This window comes from Streptomyces sp. NPDC101393 (genome assembly GCF_044767385.1).
Lineage (GTDB): Bacteria > Actinomycetota > Actinomycetes > Streptomycetales > Streptomycetaceae > Streptomyces.
Genome location: NZ_JBIWNU010000005.1, coordinates 708339 through 723728 on the forward strand (window position 1 = coordinate 708339; position 15390 = coordinate 723728).

Annotated in this window: 14 protein-coding genes, 1 tRNA gene, 1 pseudogene and 1 riboswitch; of the genes and pseudogenes, 6 read left to right on the plus strand and 10 right to left on the minus strand. The window is 71.7% G+C overall.

What is annotated here, in order from left to right; translation table 11 throughout:
* Together ACIRQ7_RS19780 and ACIRQ7_RS19785 are read left to right on the plus strand one after the other, a co-directional pair.
* Positions 1–362: pseudogene (locus ACIRQ7_RS19780) on the plus strand (RNA helicase); the annotation flags it as partial.
* A gap of 229 nt (positions 363–591) precedes the next feature.
* Positions 592–667, plus strand: a tRNA-Lys gene (locus ACIRQ7_RS19785).
* 265 nt (positions 668–932) lie between these two features.
* On the opposite strand, the gene ACIRQ7_RS19790 is transcribed toward ACIRQ7_RS19785, so the two are convergent.
* From ACIRQ7_RS19790 to ACIRQ7_RS19810, 5 genes are all read right to left on the minus strand, one after another.
* Entirely contained in the window at positions 933–1358 is a 426-nt protein-coding gene (locus ACIRQ7_RS19790; RefSeq protein WP_401463878.1) for an ATP-binding protein, read from the minus strand.
* A gap of 543 nt (positions 1359–1901) precedes the next feature.
* Complete coding sequence (locus tag ACIRQ7_RS19795) at positions 1902–2210, minus strand: SCO5918 family protein (protein ID WP_404263868.1); 309 nt, start codon at positions 2208–2210, stop codon at positions 1902–1904.
* A 59-nt stretch (positions 2211–2269) separates the two neighbouring features.
* Positions 2270–2494 carry a hypothetical protein gene (locus ACIRQ7_RS19800; RefSeq protein ID WP_404263869.1) on the minus strand — a complete coding sequence of 75 codons (225 nt, stop codon included), beginning with the start codon at positions 2492–2494 and terminating at the stop codon, positions 2270–2272.
* 63 nt (positions 2495–2557) lie between these two features.
* A complete protein-coding gene (locus ACIRQ7_RS19805) occupies positions 2558–4096 on the minus strand; it encodes a DEAD/DEAH box helicase (RefSeq protein ID WP_404263870.1) in 1539 nt (512 codons plus the stop codon).
* A 345-nt stretch (positions 4097–4441) separates the two neighbouring features.
* Positions 4442–4645: a cold-shock protein gene (locus tag ACIRQ7_RS19810; RefSeq protein ID WP_404263872.1), complete on the minus strand. Its 204-nt coding sequence runs from the start codon at positions 4643–4645 to the stop codon at positions 4442–4444.
* Between the two features lie 997 nt (positions 4646–5642).
* Here ACIRQ7_RS19810 and ACIRQ7_RS19815 point away from each other — a divergent pair.
* Together ACIRQ7_RS19815 and ACIRQ7_RS19820 are read left to right on the plus strand one after the other, a co-directional pair.
* Positions 5643–5990, plus strand: coding sequence for a helix-turn-helix domain-containing protein (locus tag ACIRQ7_RS19815; protein WP_404263874.1), 348 nt, complete (start codon positions 5643–5645; stop codon positions 5988–5990).
* A 237-nt stretch (positions 5991–6227) separates the two neighbouring features.
* Positions 6228–7367, plus strand: coding sequence for a PP2C family protein-serine/threonine phosphatase (locus ACIRQ7_RS19820; RefSeq protein WP_404263938.1), 1140 nt, complete (start codon positions 6228–6230; stop codon positions 7365–7367).
* Positions 7368–7420: 53 nt separating this feature from the next.
* On the opposite strand, the gene ACIRQ7_RS19825 is transcribed toward ACIRQ7_RS19820, so the two are convergent.
* The gene (locus tag ACIRQ7_RS19825; protein ID WP_404263876.1) at positions 7421–8743 is read right to left on the minus strand and encodes a DUF2332 family protein; all 1323 of its coding nucleotides are present in this window, start codon (positions 8741–8743) and stop codon (positions 7421–7423) included.
* Positions 8744–9129: 386 nt separating this feature from the next.
* Positions 9130–9263: riboswitch (cyclic di-AMP (ydaO/yuaA leader) on the plus strand.
* Positions 9264–9274: 11 nt separating this feature from the next.
* Here ACIRQ7_RS19825 and ACIRQ7_RS19830 point away from each other — a divergent pair.
* Both ACIRQ7_RS19830 and ACIRQ7_RS19835 read left to right on the plus strand, forming a co-directional pair.
* The gene (locus tag ACIRQ7_RS19830) at positions 9275–10519 is read left to right on the plus strand and encodes a M23 family metallopeptidase (RefSeq protein ID WP_404263878.1); all 1245 of its coding nucleotides are present in this window, start codon (positions 9275–9277) and stop codon (positions 10517–10519) included.
* A gap of 282 nt (positions 10520–10801) precedes the next feature.
* Entirely contained in the window at positions 10802–11815 is a 1014-nt protein-coding gene (locus ACIRQ7_RS19835; RefSeq protein WP_404263880.1) for an aldo/keto reductase, read from the plus strand.
* 172 nt (positions 11816–11987) lie between these two features.
* Here the strand turns inward: ACIRQ7_RS19835 and ACIRQ7_RS19840 are convergent, their stop codons facing one another.
* From ACIRQ7_RS19840 to trmB, 4 genes are all read right to left on the minus strand, one after another.
* Entirely contained in the window at positions 11988–12290 is a 303-nt protein-coding gene (locus ACIRQ7_RS19840) for a hypothetical protein (RefSeq protein ID WP_401465839.1), read from the minus strand.
* 272 nt (positions 12291–12562) lie between these two features.
* Positions 12563–12949, minus strand: a complete 387-nt coding sequence (locus tag ACIRQ7_RS19845; protein ID WP_404263940.1) for a very short patch repair endonuclease — start codon at positions 12947–12949, stop codon at positions 12563–12565.
* Positions 12950–13018: 69 nt separating this feature from the next.
* Positions 13019–14371, minus strand: coding sequence for a PrsW family intramembrane metalloprotease (locus ACIRQ7_RS19850; protein WP_404263882.1), 1353 nt, complete (start codon positions 14369–14371; stop codon positions 13019–13021).
* Positions 14372–14530: 159 nt separating this feature from the next.
* Positions 14531–15370 (minus strand): tRNA (guanosine(46)-N7)-methyltransferase TrmB, encoded by an 840-nt coding sequence (gene trmB, locus ACIRQ7_RS19855; RefSeq protein WP_404263884.1) that lies wholly within the window; start codon positions 15368–15370, stop codon positions 14531–14533.
* Positions 15371–15390: the final 20 nt, after the last annotated feature.

Below are 15390 nucleotides of genomic sequence, written 5' to 3' on the forward strand. Positions count from 1 at the left end.
TCAACCGTGACCGTCGGGATGACCGTTCCGGTGGTGGCCGTTCCTTCGACCGTCGTGACGACAACCGCTCCGGTGGCGGCTTCAACCGTGACCGTGGCGACCGTCCGGCCCGCCCGTTCAACCGCGATGACCGCTCCGGCGGCCGTCCGGCCACCGGCGGCTACCGCTCCGGCGGCGGCGACCGCCCGTTCAACCGTGACGACCGCTCCGGTGGCCGTCCGTCCTCCGGCGGCTTCCGCTCCGGTGGCGGCAGCGACCGTCCGCACGGCCGTCGCGACGACCACCGTGGCTCCGGCTCCGGCACGGCGACCGGTTCCTTCGGCCGCCGCGACGACAAGCCGCGCTGGAAGCGCAACGGCTGATCGACTGAGCAGCTGATCGGCAGCCACGCCGCCGCGTAGCTCCGTCTGCACGTAGCCACAGGGCCCGTACGACACACAAGTGCCGTACGGGCCCTGTGGTTTGGGCGCCGCGGCAGGCTCTGCCCGGTCTCCTCGGCGGACCGCGCGGCACCCTCGTGGGCAGTGTCGGGACCGTAGATGCCCTATGCCTTCGAGCTGCGGCGCATGCTCGGGCTATGCTGCTCGGTGCGGGCCATTAGCTCAATTGGCAGAGCAGTGGACTTTTAATCCATTGGTTCAGGGTTCGAGCCCCTGATGGCCCACCAGCATCGGTCGAGGAGAGTCCCTCTGACCTGCACGACAGCGCCCCTTCGGCTCAGGCCGGCCGGGGCGCTGTCTGCTTTCCGGCTCGTGCATGAGAGACGCCCTGAGCGACGTCGTGAGCGATGCGTGAGCGGGAGCCGCGCGAGCCCCGGAGTTCTGCCAACGGGCGCTGTCCGGCAGCCCCTGGAGGCGCTGCGCCGCTTTCCCGCGGTGGAGGTCACCAACGCCGGGTCCTCACCACGGACCCGTCCTCCGCGCCCGGCCCTGCTACCGGGGGAGTTGGGCGTGGATGGTCTTGCCGGCCCTGGGACCGGTTGTGGGGCCCGGGGCGATGGTCAGGCGGCTGGTGAGGCGGCGGACCATGTGCCAGCCGAAGCCGCCGCTGCCGTCGTTGAGGTCGGGCGTGCGTTCGCGCGGGGCCACCGGGCTGCTGTCGCTGACGGCGGCGGTCAGCGTGTCCGGACCGGCCGAGAGCTGGAGGGCGTAGCGGCCGCCGCCGTGCCGCAGGGCGTTGGTGGCGAGTTCGGAGACCACGAGGAGGAGGGTGTCGGCGCGGTCGGGGTCCGGTGCCGGGGTGAGGCTGTCCGTGAACGCGCGGGTCGCCTCGCGGGCCCGGGAAACGCTGTCCGCTGTCTCGCCCCGCACCACGGTCGGTACGGGACGGGGAGTGCCGATGCTCTTCGTGCTGTTCATGCGCCTTCACCACACCTGTGATCGGTTGCGCCGGTTTGCCATGGCAGGCAGTGTTCCCGGCCATTCGCATCCCACACCCCGACGCGACCCACGGTGGAGTTTTCATCAGGTGTGGACGAGAGGAGCTTGGATGTCTCCATGACAGAAAAGCTGTCATGGAGAGGGTGGAAAAATGGCCCTGGGGAGTGAGTTTCTCCCGCGTGGCCAAGAGATCGAAAGGCGCGGAAGGGGGCCAACTGCCGTGCGTGCAGGGCAAGTAGAGGGCGCGGCAGTGGACTGGCGGGGCCGGGAGGAATCCAGGGGTGGCATGCCACTGACCGCAAGGCTCGCCGGCCCCCGAGGGTCGCCCAGAAATCGCGGGATCCGTGGTGGCAAGCAGGTGGTGGACGGAGAGCTTGGCTGATCACGGCCTTGCGTTCCGCGTGCGGCCACGGCAGCCAACTCCCGCTGCCGGCTGCGTATCGCCGTACCGGTAGGAGATCTGAGGGATACCGGACGCTGAGAACTCGGCGGCTGCGGACAGTCAGCCGCCGACAGCGGGGGTCAGGCGCCGGCCGGGTTCCCCAGCAGGGCCGACGCCGTCTCCAGTGGTGTGAGACCCGCCGGTGGCGTGAGCGCGGCGGCCGGGCGGCACACGAATCCGAGACTGCTCAGGGCCCGGGTCACCTCGCCGGCGGTGAAGTCCCGGCGGTCCTGCCTGGTGATGATCTCCCCGACCTGCTTCACGGGGTAATGGCGGCGGCCGATGAGCACGGATTCCCCCGTGACGGGTTCCGGTTTGATGCCCTTCATCGCTTCCTGGACCTCGGTCTTCAGCAGGTCGAAGGGGAAGCGGGCGATAACGCAGCGCATGGGGCCTCTACAGGATCGAGGAGGGGCCGGAAAGGGATCTCCGACCCGGGCGGGAGGGATCAGCGGACGTAAACGTGGACGAGAGCGACCAGGAGGACGTGGACGAGAGCGGCCACGAGGACGAGGACGAGGGCGGCCACGAGGACGACCACGAGGGCGATAGGACGGTCGGCGTCGGCGCCGATGAGGCCGGCCAAGGCCAGGGCGAGGGCCGGCGCTGCGATCGTGTTGTCGCGCCGACCCGTGGGCCCTGCGGCGTTGGACGTGGTGCCTTTGGCTGCCACGCGGGATCCGGCGCTGACCGCCCTGACCGCCCTGACCGCCCTGACCGTCCGGGCAGGGCCTGGCTAGGCGGCCGCGCCCGCGGAGGTCTGCCGCGGATTCGTAGCCGTGGTCGGCGTCGTGGTCGGTGTCGTGCTGCGGGCCGCTCCGGCGGCACGACGGGCCTGGGCGGGGCGGCTGCGCCGACCGCGGGTGGAGGAGCCGCTGCGCTTGGGGCGATCGGCCACGGGTGCGGTGATGGTGACCGGGATGCCGGAGGGGGCCTGGGCGCCGGTGATCCGGCTGAGTTCGGCCTCGCCCGAGCGGACCTGGGTGGACTGCGGGGTGATGCCCGCGTCGGCCATCAGGCGGTCCATGGTGCGGCGCTGGTTGGGCAGGACGAGGGTGACGACACTGCCGGACTCGCCGGCGCGAGCGGTGCGTCCGCCGCGGTGCAGGTAGTCCTTGTGGTCGCTCGGCGGGTCGACGTTGACGACCAGATCGAGGTTGTCCACGTGGATACCGCGTGCCGCGACGTTGGTGGCCACCAGGACGGTGACATGACCGGTCTTGAACTGGGCCAGCGTGCGCGTGCGCTGGGGCTGTGACTTGCCGCCGTGCAGGGCCGCGGCGCGGACACCGCTGTTCAGCAGGTGCTTGGTGAGGTTGTCGACGGCGTGCTTGGTGTCCAGGAACATGATCGAGCGACCCTCGCGGGCGGCGATCTCGGTGGTGGCGGCGTGCTTGTCGGCACCGTGCACGTGCAGGAGGTGGTGCTCCATCGTGGTGACCGCGCCCGCCGAGGGGTCGACGGAGTGGACCACCGGGTCCGTGAGGTAGCGCCTGACCAGCAGGTCGACGTTACGGTCCAGGGTGGCCGAGAACAGCATCCGCTGCCCCTCCGGCCGGACCTGGTCGAGCAGGGCGGTGACCTGGGGCATGAAGCCCATGTCGGCCATCTGGTCGGCCTCGTCCAGCACGGTGACGGCGACCTGGCCGAGGCGGCAGTCGCCGCGCTCGATGAGGTCCTTGAGCCGCCCCGGCGTCGCGATGACGACTTCGACGCCGCCACGCAGCGCACTGGACTGGCGGCCGATCGACATCCCGCCGACGACGGTCGTCAGCCGCAGCCTCAGCGACCGTGCGTACGGGGTGAGCGCGTCGGTGACCTGCTGGGCCAGCTCACGGGTGGGGACCAGGACCAGGGCCAGCGGCTGGCGCGGCTCGGCACGCTGTCCGGCCGTACGGGCCAGCAGCGCCAGGCCGAAGGCGAGGGTCTTGCCGGAGCCGGTGCGGCCGCGTCCCAGGACGTCGCGGCCCGCGAGGGAGTTGGGCAGCGTCGCGGCCTGAATGGGGAACGGCGCGGTCACGCCTTCCGCGGTGAGGGCTGCCAGCAGCTCCGACGGCATGTCCAGCTCGGCGAATTTCTCGGCCGGGGGCAGGGCGGGGGTGTGGGTGACGGGCAGGGCGAACTCCCCCTGCAGCGCCGCGGGACGCCGTCCGCCGTTGCCGGAGCGGCCGCCACCGGAGCGGTTCGGTGTGCCGGAGCGGTAGCCGCCGCGGCCGGAGCCGGACGAGCCGGATGAGCGTGAGTAACGGTCATTCGTGCGAGCGGTGCGGTTCATGGGAGTGCCTTCCTCGATGCGGTACGCCGAGGAATTCCCGGCAGCAACGAGCCGCACGAAGAATCGCAAGAACGAACCGATGAAAAGAAATGGAACAAAGCGGGCCGGGAATATGTCAGCCGTGCACGCCGAAGAGAGGGCGATAACGCCACTGAGAAAGGCGATATCGCTGCCGGGTCATGGAGCCGCTGGATTTGCAGGCTCGCCGCGGCCATGGCGAATGGGCAGGAACAGGCTGCCCCGTGCCGCTGGTGCGGTCATCGCGCGCACCAGGGAATCGTGCAAAAGAACGAGCTGGGGCCCGCACCCCAAGGTGCGGGCCCCAGCTCGGTGTACGCGTCAGCGTCAGGCGGGAACGATGTTCTCGGCCTGCGGGCCCTTCTGGCCCTGGGTGACGTCGAAGGTCACCTTCTGGCCTTCCTGAAGCTCACGGAAGCCCTGGGCAGAGATGTTCGAGTAGTGGGCGAAGACGTCAGCGCCGCCACCGTCCTGCTCGATGAAGCCGAAGCCCTTTTCCGAGTTGAACCACTTCACGGTGCCAGTAGCCATGTCATATCTCCTTCGGGGCAGTGCCCGGAGCCCGCACCGTGCGGACTCCGCAATCGCTGCGTTGATCACCCGTCCGGAGATAAACACCGGAAATACGAAAGCGTTCCCGCCGCATATACCGGCGAGCCCGCTTGCAAGTCTTGGGAACCACAACTGCAACTGAGAGCGACGGTAGCACGGCACCGAAGGCTCCGCACGGCACACCATCCCCGGCATTTCGGGAGCACAAAAAACCCTTGCCGCCACGGTATTCATTTCTATCGTTGCGGCATTAGATATTTGGCATCGCCGCCCGCACCTGTACGGCCGGGGAATGTGCCGCGGCTCCGGCTCGCCGCTGCCGCTCCGCAGGGTCGGCGGCGAGCCGGAGCGGCGGCAGCCGTGGCGGCGTGGCCGGGTGGAGCAGGGCGTGGAGGCGCCAGGCCGGGCCGTGGCCCGCCATGCCGGGCCCAGGGGGGCGCGGCCCGTGCGGCGGGTGGCCGCCGGAGGGTGCGGGGCGGGCCGGCCCTGTTGCCGGAGGCCCCGCAAATCTATGGTGGACGCAGTAGACATTCGTCGTTCACGTGGCTACCGTTTCTCTCGTAGCCAACGAAGTCAGTGCGTCGCGGCAGAGCGGGAAGTGCCGCGAACACGACAGGCGCGGCAGTGGAGTGGCGGAGCCAGGATGTGCAGGGGCCCCGCGGCTGGCTGCCGGGCCGGGCGGCCCGAGGGCCGCCGAGCGTGACTGCACGACAGAGATCAACCGGAAGAGAAGGAAGAGGAGTACAAGCACCATCAGGATCGCCCGAGCGAGGACACGTCCGCTCGGGTACCGCAGGCCCTGGATTGGAAGGTGGTCCCCGGTCACGCAGCTGCGATCCGCGCATCCCCGCCCCCTCGGGCGCGCATGCGACAAGAGACGGTCGGCGCTCAGCGCCGGCAGATGGTGTTGACACCCCTCGGGGCCCTGGTGCCGCACGGCATCAGGGCCCCTCGACGCGTCCTATGAAGAGGTTCGATGACCGCAGAGACTCCCCCGCACACCACCGACAAGTTCGATGACGACGACTACCCCGCGTACACCATGGGCCGGGCGGCGGAGATGATCGGCACCACGCCCGCCTTCCTGCGGGCAGTCGGCGAAGCCCGGCTCATCGTTCCCTTGCGCTCCGAAGGCGGCCACCGCCGCTACTCCCGCTACCAGCTGCGCATCGCGGCCCGCGCCCGCGAGCTCGTCGACCAGGGCACGCCGATCGACGCCGCCTGTCGCATCGTCATCCTCGAAGACCAGCTCGAAGAGGCCCAGCGGCTCAACGAATCCTTGCGCCGACCCGCCGCCGGCCCGGGGCAGTCCACCGCCCCCTGACACTCGGCGTGGGTCGTGCCGCCGCACAGCGCCCCCCGGAACCACGAGCCCCCGCGGCCGGCCCGCTGCATCGCCTGCGCTCAGGCAGCGGAACGCCGATGCCGGGGCGGGCGGGCGACGGGGGCCCGCCTTTCTCATGACCCGACCGGACCCCGAGGATTCGCCGCCCGACCGCGCAGCGGAAAGCCTTGGGTGGTCGAGTGCGCGAGGGGCGGGAGTGGGAAGAGGCCGGTGCGGATGCTTCGAGGCGGGAGTAACCGCGCGGGCGACGGGGAGCGGCGTGCGCGCCGCGACCGGATGTCGCCGTTCGGTCGCCGCCTGGCCCGCTGGCTCCCCGCCATCCTGGTGGTCGGCGGCTTTTTCTTCGACGTCACGACGCCGAGCCGCTATACCGCCGCTCCGTTCTTCTCCGCGGCCCCTCTGGTCGCCGCGCCCCTCTACTCGCTGCGGGGTACCGCCTTCACGGCGCTCGCCGCGCTGGCCGGCGAGGTCCTGGTCGCGAGCTATCACAGCTCCCAGGACCAGCGGGAGTCGATCACCGAGGTCCTCACGGTCTTCGTCGTCGCCGTGCTGTCGCTCGGCATCAACCGGGTCGTGCGGAGGAGCGACGCCCGGCTGGCATCGGTGCGGGATGTCTCGGAGGCCGCCCAGCGAGCCGTGCTGCCGCTGCCGCCCGACCGGCTCGCGGGGCTGTGCATCGCCGCCCGTTACGTGGGCGCGCGGGTGGACGCGCAGATCGGCGGCGATCTCTACGCGGTGCAGGACACCCCGCACGGCGTACGGCTGATCGTCGGCGACGTACGGGGCAAGGGCCTGGAGGCGGTCGAGGCCGCGGTGATCGTCATCGGCGCCTTCCGCGAGGCGGCGGAGCAGGAGGCGACGCTGGAGGCGGTGGCGGGCCGGCTGGAGAGGGCCCTCCAACGGGAGGGCGGGCGGCGCGAAGGGCTCGACCGGTTCGAGGGGTTCACCACGGCCGTACTGGCCGAGATTCCCTCCAAGGAACACTCCGTGCTGCGCGTCCTCAACCGCGGCCACCCGGCGCCGCTGCTGCTCGCGCCGGACGGCGGCCTCCGTGAGCTGGCTCCTGTATCGCCCGCCCTGCCGCTGGGGCTGAGCGACGTGGCGGGGTGGCCGGACCGGGCGGACGAGACGTTCTTCCCCGCCGGATCCCTGCTGTTGCTGTTCACGGACGGGGTGACCGAGGCCCGCGATCTGGCGGGCCGGTTCTACGACCCGCAGGCCCGGCTGCGCGGACGGCACTTCGCGGGGCCCGACGACCTCCTGGACACCCTCTCCGCCGATGTGGCGCGGCATACGGGCGGGCTCCCGGTCGACGATATGGCGCTGCTGGCGGTCCAGCGGCCGTTGGGTGGCTGAGGGCAGGCCGGATCCGGGACGTCGTTCCAGGGCCTGGCATCTCGGCTCAGGTCCTAGTCGTCGAGCTGAGCGGTCCGGTCCTCGCTCCGGTCCGCCGCGCCTGCGCTCTTCTCCTCCTGGAGCCAGTACAGGGTCTGGCCGTATTGGCCGTATTGGCCGTATTGGCCGTATTCGCCGTGCGGGCTGTCTCCGCCTTCCTGGCCGAACCGGCCGTCCCGGCCGTACGCGTCGGCTCGGCCGGCTTCGCTGTACCGGCCCGTGAGCGCGACCGGGTGCTCGTCCAGGGCGAGGGTCAGCAGGTGGCTGTCCTCCGGCCGCAGGGACCGGTGCGCCGGCGCGGTGATCCACGGCAGCACGGTGTGGTGCTCGTGGGAGATCCAGTGCCCGGGGCTGGGCCGCGCGGCGAGCAGGGACCGTACGACGCGGGCGAACTCCTCGCGGCGGGCGGGCGGAAGGGAGCCCAGCGCGGTGGTGTGGAAGACGACGAGCGTCGCCTCGGGCGGCGCCTCGGCGGCGAGCGCGGGCAGCTCGTCGACCGGGTCGCCGCGCCGGATGCGGGGGCGGGGGAACGGCCGTACCGCTTCGACGGCCGCCGCGAGCCGGGCCGCGCGCTCGCCGTCGCCCGGCCAGACGAGGGCCTGCAGCCAGCGGAGATCGTCGGCGTCGGCGACCGGGTCGAGCGGGTCGGGGCCGATACCCGCGCGCCAGACGACCTCGGGGGCGGCGAAGGGTCTCCCCGCCTCCTCGACGGCCGCCTCGGCAGCCGTCCCGAGCGCCGTTGCCCCAGCCGTCCCGGCAGGCGCCCGGACCGCTCCTGCCGGCTCCCCGTTCGTACGGCAGGCGAACGTCACCGGGCTCTGCGGGGCACCGCTGATCACCCCGTCGTCGTACCCGGCCGAAGAGCGATCGTGGTGGCGGTAGCGGTAACGGTCGGGGTGCAGGCACAGCCCCGCCGAGGTGCCGATCTCCAGCAGCGCGAGCGGCTGCGGCAGCCGGGCGAGCAGCGGCAGCAGGGTGGCGCAGCGGGCCGGTTCGTCGGTACGGGCGGAGCGCCGCATGATCACCGCGCGGACCTCGTCCCAGTGCCGGATCGTCCACTCGCGCCAGCGTCCGTACGCGGCCTCGCCGTGCGGCCCCTGCTCGGCGTGCGGGCCGTCGAGATAGCGGACGGCGGCCAGGAGGAGGTCCGGCTGCTGCTTGTCACCAACGGGCAGCGCCCCGGACAGCAGGTCGCAGTACTCGGCGTCCTGGCTGATGCGTGCGGTCAGCTCCTCGTGGGCGGGAGAGCGCCCGCGCGCCTGCCACCAGGAGAACTCCGCGTACCGATCCGCCACTGCCTGCGCGTTGGTGACCACGTTGACGACGTTGACGACCATGATCCGACGTTACTGCTCTCACTCTCCGTAATTGATGGGCACCCCTCCGCATAACGACTCATGCACAATCGCCGCGGGGCCGTTTGGCGAGCCGCGGCCAACTCGCCCGGTTTGGCGTGCCAGTGGGCGCATAAGTCCACGCCAAAGCTTGTGCGCAATACCTGTTGTTTCGCGGGAACGCTTGGAATTCGGATGCCATCTCTATTACTGTCCGATAACGCAGCGCGGTCGTCCCAGCCGTCGCAAGTGGCGGCACCGCGCGGCCAACGCCGAATCCCGCATGCGCACTTCCCGCACCACAGGTCACTCTCCACGTCATTCGTCACGCCACCCGTCTGCGTCACGCCACTCGTGCACGTCAGACAGCTCATGGATGTCTGCACCTTCTGGGAACTGCGCCAAGGGAACCGGGGAACCACCACCTTGGGGTGAATCGGACGCCTCTCGCCGGAGGCGCCCGTAGGAGACCTTCCTGCTCCGAACCCGTCAGCTAACCCGGTAGGCGTGAAGGAAGGAAAGGAGTGCGCCCCCGTGGCGTCCAACAGGCCTGCCCCCGAGGCTCCGTCCGGCTACGACCTCGATGACCGAGGCCCCTTCAACGCCTCCTTCCACGGCGCCGCACCCGGCCTCGGCCTCCATGACGACGATGTCGCCACGGGCAATGGCAATGACGAGGGTGCTGACGGCGGGTCGCTGGGGGAGTGGAATCCCACCGAGGAGTCCCTCCGCCCCGTCCGCGGCAAGCACAAGGTGATCAAGCAGCGCGGCGGACTCGCCCGCAGCGGCACGGTCCTGGGCGTCGGCGTCATCGCGGCGGTCGGCGCCGGCGGAATGGCGACGGCCGAGGACCGCCCGCCGGCCCCGATCTCGATGCCGGACCTCGGCGGAATGGCCGACGACCTGGCCGACAAGATGCCGGACGCCGCGTCCCTCCCCGGAATCGGCACCCTCATATCCGACTCCGACTCGGAGGCCGACTCCGACGCCGGCCCGGATTCGGGTACGGACGCCGAGCCCGGCTCCGGCACCGCTGCCGCCGCAGGCCCCGACTCCGCCACCGCTGCGTCACCTGCCGCCGCCGGCCCGCTCTCCCGGGCCGGCCTCAGCCAGGACGAGGCCGCAGGGGGCAAGGACGCCGGCGAGGCGCTGCGCCACCGCATCCTGCAGCAGGCCGACGCGCAGCAGGGCGCCGCCGAACAAGAAGCGCGCGAGGCCGCGGAAGCGGCCGCCATCAAGCAGGCCGAGCAGGACGCGGCCGCGAATCATCAGCAGGCCGAGCAGGACGCGGCCCGCAAGAAGGCGGCCGAGGTGGAAGCCAAGCGCAAGGCCGAGGAAGCAGCCCGCGAGAAGGCGGAGGCCGAGCGCCTCGCCGAATTGGCGAAGAGCTTCCTCGCGCCCGTCTCCTCGTACACCCTCACCGCGAGTTTCGGCCAGGCCGGCGACCGCTGGTCGGCGGACCACACGGGGCAGGACTTCGCCGCACCCACCGGCACCCCCGTCAAGGCGGTGCACTCCGGCACCATCACACAGGCGGGCTGGGCCGGCTCGTACGGCTACCGCGTCGTCCTCACCCTGGACGACGGCACCGAACTCTGGTTCTGCCACCTGTCCTCCATGGTGAAGACCTCCGGCAAGGTCAACACCGGCGACGTCATCGCCCGCGTCGGCGCCACCGGCAACGTCACCGGCCCGCATCTCCACCTGGAGGTCCGCCCGGCGTCCGGCGACCCGATCGACCCGATGCCGTGGCTGCGCGACCACGGGGTCAACGTCTGACGGACTCGGAGGCGATGTCTGACGGTCCCGGGGACGATGTCTGACACCGACGGGTGTCAGCGTCTGACGGCCTCGGGGTCGATGCCTGGCACCGATGGGGCAGCGTCTGACGCCCGCGGGTCAACGTCTGACACCGACGGGTCAGCGCCTGACGCCCGGGGGCCGAGGTCTGACACTCACGGGTCAACGTCTGATGCCGACTGGCCCGGGACGACCGCTGTCATGTGCGGTGTTGGGGGCGGCGGGGGAATATCTCCCTCCGCCCCGACGCTGCAACCACGCATGACCGCCACACACTCCACCGGCCCGGCCACGCCTTCCGGAAGCTCCGGCATCCCCGGAAGCGCAAGCCCCTCCGGCACCGCCCGCAAGCCGCTCGGCTCGCTCTCCGTCTCGCCGCTGTCCCTCGGCGGCAACGTCTTCGGCTGGACGGCCGACGAGGCGGAGTCCTTCGCCGTACTCGACGCGTATGTGGCCGGCGGCGGCAACTTCATCGACACCGCCGACGTCTACTCCGCCTGGGTGCCGGGCAACAAGGGCGGCGAATCCGAGACCGTCATCGGCAACTGGCTGGCCGCGCGCGGCAATCGCGACGACATCGTCATCGCCACCAAGGTCGGCGCCCACCCGGACTTCAAGGGCCTCTCCGCCGCCACGATCAAGGCCGGCGTCGACGCGTCGCTCGCGCGCCTGCGCACCGACCACATCGACCTCTACTACACCCACTACGACGACGAGTCGGTCGAGGTCCCGGAGTTCCTCACCGCCCTCGACGACCTCGTCCGGGCCGGCAAGGTCCGCGAGATCGCGGCCTCCAACATCTCCGCCGCGCGCCTGAGCGAGTCCCTGGACTTCTCCCGCCGCGAGGGCCTGGCCCGCTATGTCGCCCTCCAGCCGCACTACAACCTGGTCTCCCGCGACACCTACGAAGGCGAACTCGCCGACGTGGCTGCCCGCAACGGTGTGGCCGCGGTCCCGTACTACGCCCTCGCCTCCGGCTTCCTGACCGGCAAGTACCGCCCGGGAACGGCCGTCGACAGCGCCCGCTCGTCGAAGGCCGGCGAGTACTTGGCCACCGACCGCGGCCCGCGGGTCCTCGCGGCCCTCGACGAGGTGGCGCAGGCCCACGCCGCCGAACTCGCCACCGTCGCCCTCGCCTGGCTCGCGGCCCGCCCCACGGTCATCGCCCCGATCGCCAGCGCCCGCACGGCCGCCCAGCTCCCGTCCCTCCTCGCCGTCGCGGACCTCACCCTCACCGAGGCCGAACTCACGCTGCTGAACGAGGCATCCGCGTAGCAACCTGCCGCCCACTCTGCACGTACGGGCACGCGACGCCGGCGGGCACGCCACGATGGTGGGCACGCCGGGGGGCGCGCCAGACCTGCGGGCACGCCACACCTGCGGACCCGCCACACGTGCGGGCACCAACCGGGGGTCGGGTCCACGCGGCCCGGCCCCCGACCCGCCCCTACGGCCGGCGGTCGACCGCCACCCAGGAGGCGAGCGCCACCCCACCGGCCACCGCGCACACCGAGGGCCACGCCCCGATCTTCTTCGCCAACGGATGCGACCCGGCGAACGCCGCCACGTAGGCCCCACTGAGCGCGGCCGCCGCAGCCCCACCGGCCTTCCGCTGCCACCCCCGCGCCGCCACGGCCCCGGCCGCCGCAAGCGCCACCCCACCCAACGGCCGCTTCTTCGTCCAACGGGCGACGCCGTAACCGGCCACCAGCCCGCCTGCCGCCACCACACCTGCCGGTACGCCGACCATCTCGGAAACCTCCACATCGCGGACAAAGACCGTCACCGAGCCTACGCGCGGGCCCCATCGGCGGATCGGCGCGGCCGTCCGGGGAGAGCGAGACGCGATCGGCGACGTGTGGGGTGGGGGAGGGCGCACTGAAGACATCCGCGGACGCGCTCTTCACGGGATGGGCCGCGAAGAACAAGGCCACCCTGCCGCACAGGCCCGATCAGGACCCTGCCGCGCGAGCCCGATCAGGACAGCGGGAGCCCGATGCCCGAAAGCCGCACCCCGGGTGTTCAGCGACGGCGCCGCTGTACGGCGGCGACCTCGTCCGTCACCCGCCCGGCGACCGTCGCCGGGTCCTCGTGTTCCCAGAAGCGCAGAACCGTCCAGCCTTCCTCCACGAGATGCTCGGTCGTCTCACGGTCACGGGCGATATTGCCGTCGAGCTTCTTGCGCCACCAGTCGGCGTTGGCCTTGGGACGGGTGGCGTGTTCGGGGCAGCCGTGCCAGAAGCAACCGTCGAGGAAGATCGCGATCTTGCGTCCGGGGAAGGCGATGTCGATGGTGCGGCGGGGGTAGCCGGGCACGCGGCGTTGCAGTCGATACCGGAGACCGGACGCGTACAGCAGACGTCGTACGGCCATCTCGGGTCCGGTGTCCCGACGGGCCTGGAGGCTCATGCGAGCGGAGACGCCGGGGGACGAGGGCGTGGCGGGCACAGGGCCATTGTGCCGGCGGGCCAGGAGCGCTCAGTGGTTCCGGTCGCCCGGAGGAGATGCCGGGGACGTCGGCTGTGGTGGGACCGCTGCCCCGAACCTGCTCGCCCACGCCCCCTCCAGCGCCGCCCGTCCCCACTCCCGGTGGTGCCACAGGGCCAGCAGCAGTTGCTGTTCCCGGGTGGTGAAGTCCGGTCCGGGGCCGGTCAGGTGGGCGCGGCGGCGGTGGAAGGAGAGGGCGGTGGCGAGGGCGGTGTATTCGGTGACGGCGCGGGCGGCGGTGGGACCGTGGCTCTGGTGGGCCAGGTCGCGGGCCAGGGCGCGGGTTCTGAGGGAGGAGAGGGCGGTGGGTTCGGTGGGGGTGAGCCAGCCGGCGGTGATGTACGGGGCGAGGTAGCCGCGCAGGGACTGGAGTTCCTGGTGGCGGGTCCAGATGGCCAGCCCGGTGACCGTGAGGAAGACGGGGACCATGAGGAGGCCGTAGACGGTGAGGAAGCCGTCGTCGCCGAGGGACGAGGCGGCGTTCCAGATGGCGTGCAGGAGTACGGCGGTGAGCAGGCCCAGGAGGACGAGGGCGATCCGGGCTGCGTGGCGGCGGGGGTAGCGGGTGGCGGCGGCGCCGCACGCGATGCCGGTGAGGATCGTGAAGAGGGGGTGGGCGAAGGGGGAAATGATGATGCGGAGGAAGAAGGTGCCGGCGGTGAGGGAGTCGAGGCCGAAGTGGCCCAGGGACCGGTCCTGCCCGAAGGCGTTGCCCAGATAGAGGATGTTCTCGGTGAAGGCGAAGCCGGTGGCGGCGATGCCGGCGATGACGATGCCGTCCGTGATGCCGTCGAAGTCCCGTCGGCGGAAGCGGTAGAGGAGCAGGACGGCGGCGGCCTTGACCGATTCCTCCACCACGGGGGCGACGACGGTCGCGCCCCAGGTCTCGGCGTCGGACGGCGACACGGAGGCGAGGTTGGCGGCCAGCCAGTCGGTGGCGAGGCCGTTGGCCAGTATCGCGACGAGGGTGGCGGCGCAGGCGCCCCAGGCGAAGGCGAACGCGAGGTTGCGCCAGGGCTCGGGTTCTATTCGGTCGAGCCAGCAGAAGGCCGCGATGAGCAGCGGGACGGGGAAGACGGCGAGGCCTAGGCCGACCAGGAAGCCCTCGGTGCCGGTTTCGCGGCGCACGATCCCGATGATGATGACGCCGGAGAGGGCGAGCAGGGAGATCACGGCGATCGCCCGGACCGTAGTGCTGTGCCAGGGCGCCGGGCGGTGCCGGCGGACGCAGCTACCGCCGCCCACGCCGCCGACCCGGGTGTGCAGCGCGGGATCGGGCGCGTACGCGGGGAGGGGCGGGGGTGACGGGGACGGGGAGGGGGACGGGCGGTCGGACGGATACACCCATCGACCCTAACGAGGCGCGCGGTCGGCGAGGAACGGGTCGATGAACGAGGCGAGGAACGAGGAGATGAACGAGGAGATCCCTCGGCGTGACGCGATCTCCTGGGCCCGCCCGCCCGTGCGCGCGCTGGGGCGAGTGTCCGCCCGTGCGCGCGGTCGTTACGTGGCGCGGCGGCGGAAGAGGAGGTCGTGGACGACGTGCCCCTTGTCCAGGCCCTGGCCCTCGAACCTGGTCAGCGGGCGGAAGTCCGGCCGGGGCGCGTACCCGTCGTGCAGATTCTCCAGCGTCGGCTCCGCGGAGAGCACCTCCAGCATCTGCTCGGCGTACGGCTCCCAGTCGGTCGCGCAGTGCACGAGGGCGCCGGGCGCGAGCCGGGTCGTCACCAGGGTGAGGAACTCCGGCTGGATCAGGCGGCGCTTGTGGTGGCGCTTCTTCGGCCAGGGGTCGGGGAAATAGACGCGCAGCCCGGCGAGCGAGGCGGGCGCGAGCATCTCGCGCAGCAGGATGATCGCGTCGCCGTTGGCCACCCGAATGTTGGACAGGCCGTTCCGCTCCGCGAGACCGAGGAGGTTGCCCTGGCCGGGGGTGTGCACGTCGCAGCCGAGAATGCCGGTGTCCGGGTCGGCGGCGGCCATCTGCGCGGTGGCCTCACCCATGCCGAAGCCGATCTCCAGCACGACCGGCAGACCGTCGAAGAACGCGTCGAGGTCGAGCCGGGAGAGACCGTCGATGTCCAGGCCCCACTTCGGCCAGAGGCGGCGCAGCGCGTCGGCCTGACTGGGCGAGACACGGCTGCGACGGGGCTGGAAGGAGCGGATACGGCGCTCGTGATGCGACCCGGCGGGGTCGGCGGCGGGGCCGGTCCCGTCGGGGAACATCGGCTCGGTGCGGCGGCGGGCGGCAGCCGCCACGGAGGCAGCGTGCGGTGCGGTGCCCACCGGAGCGTCGACGTCGGGGTCGGGGCGGGCGGCTTCGGGGGTGACGGGATTCTCGGACACAGTGCGTCGATTCTACGGAC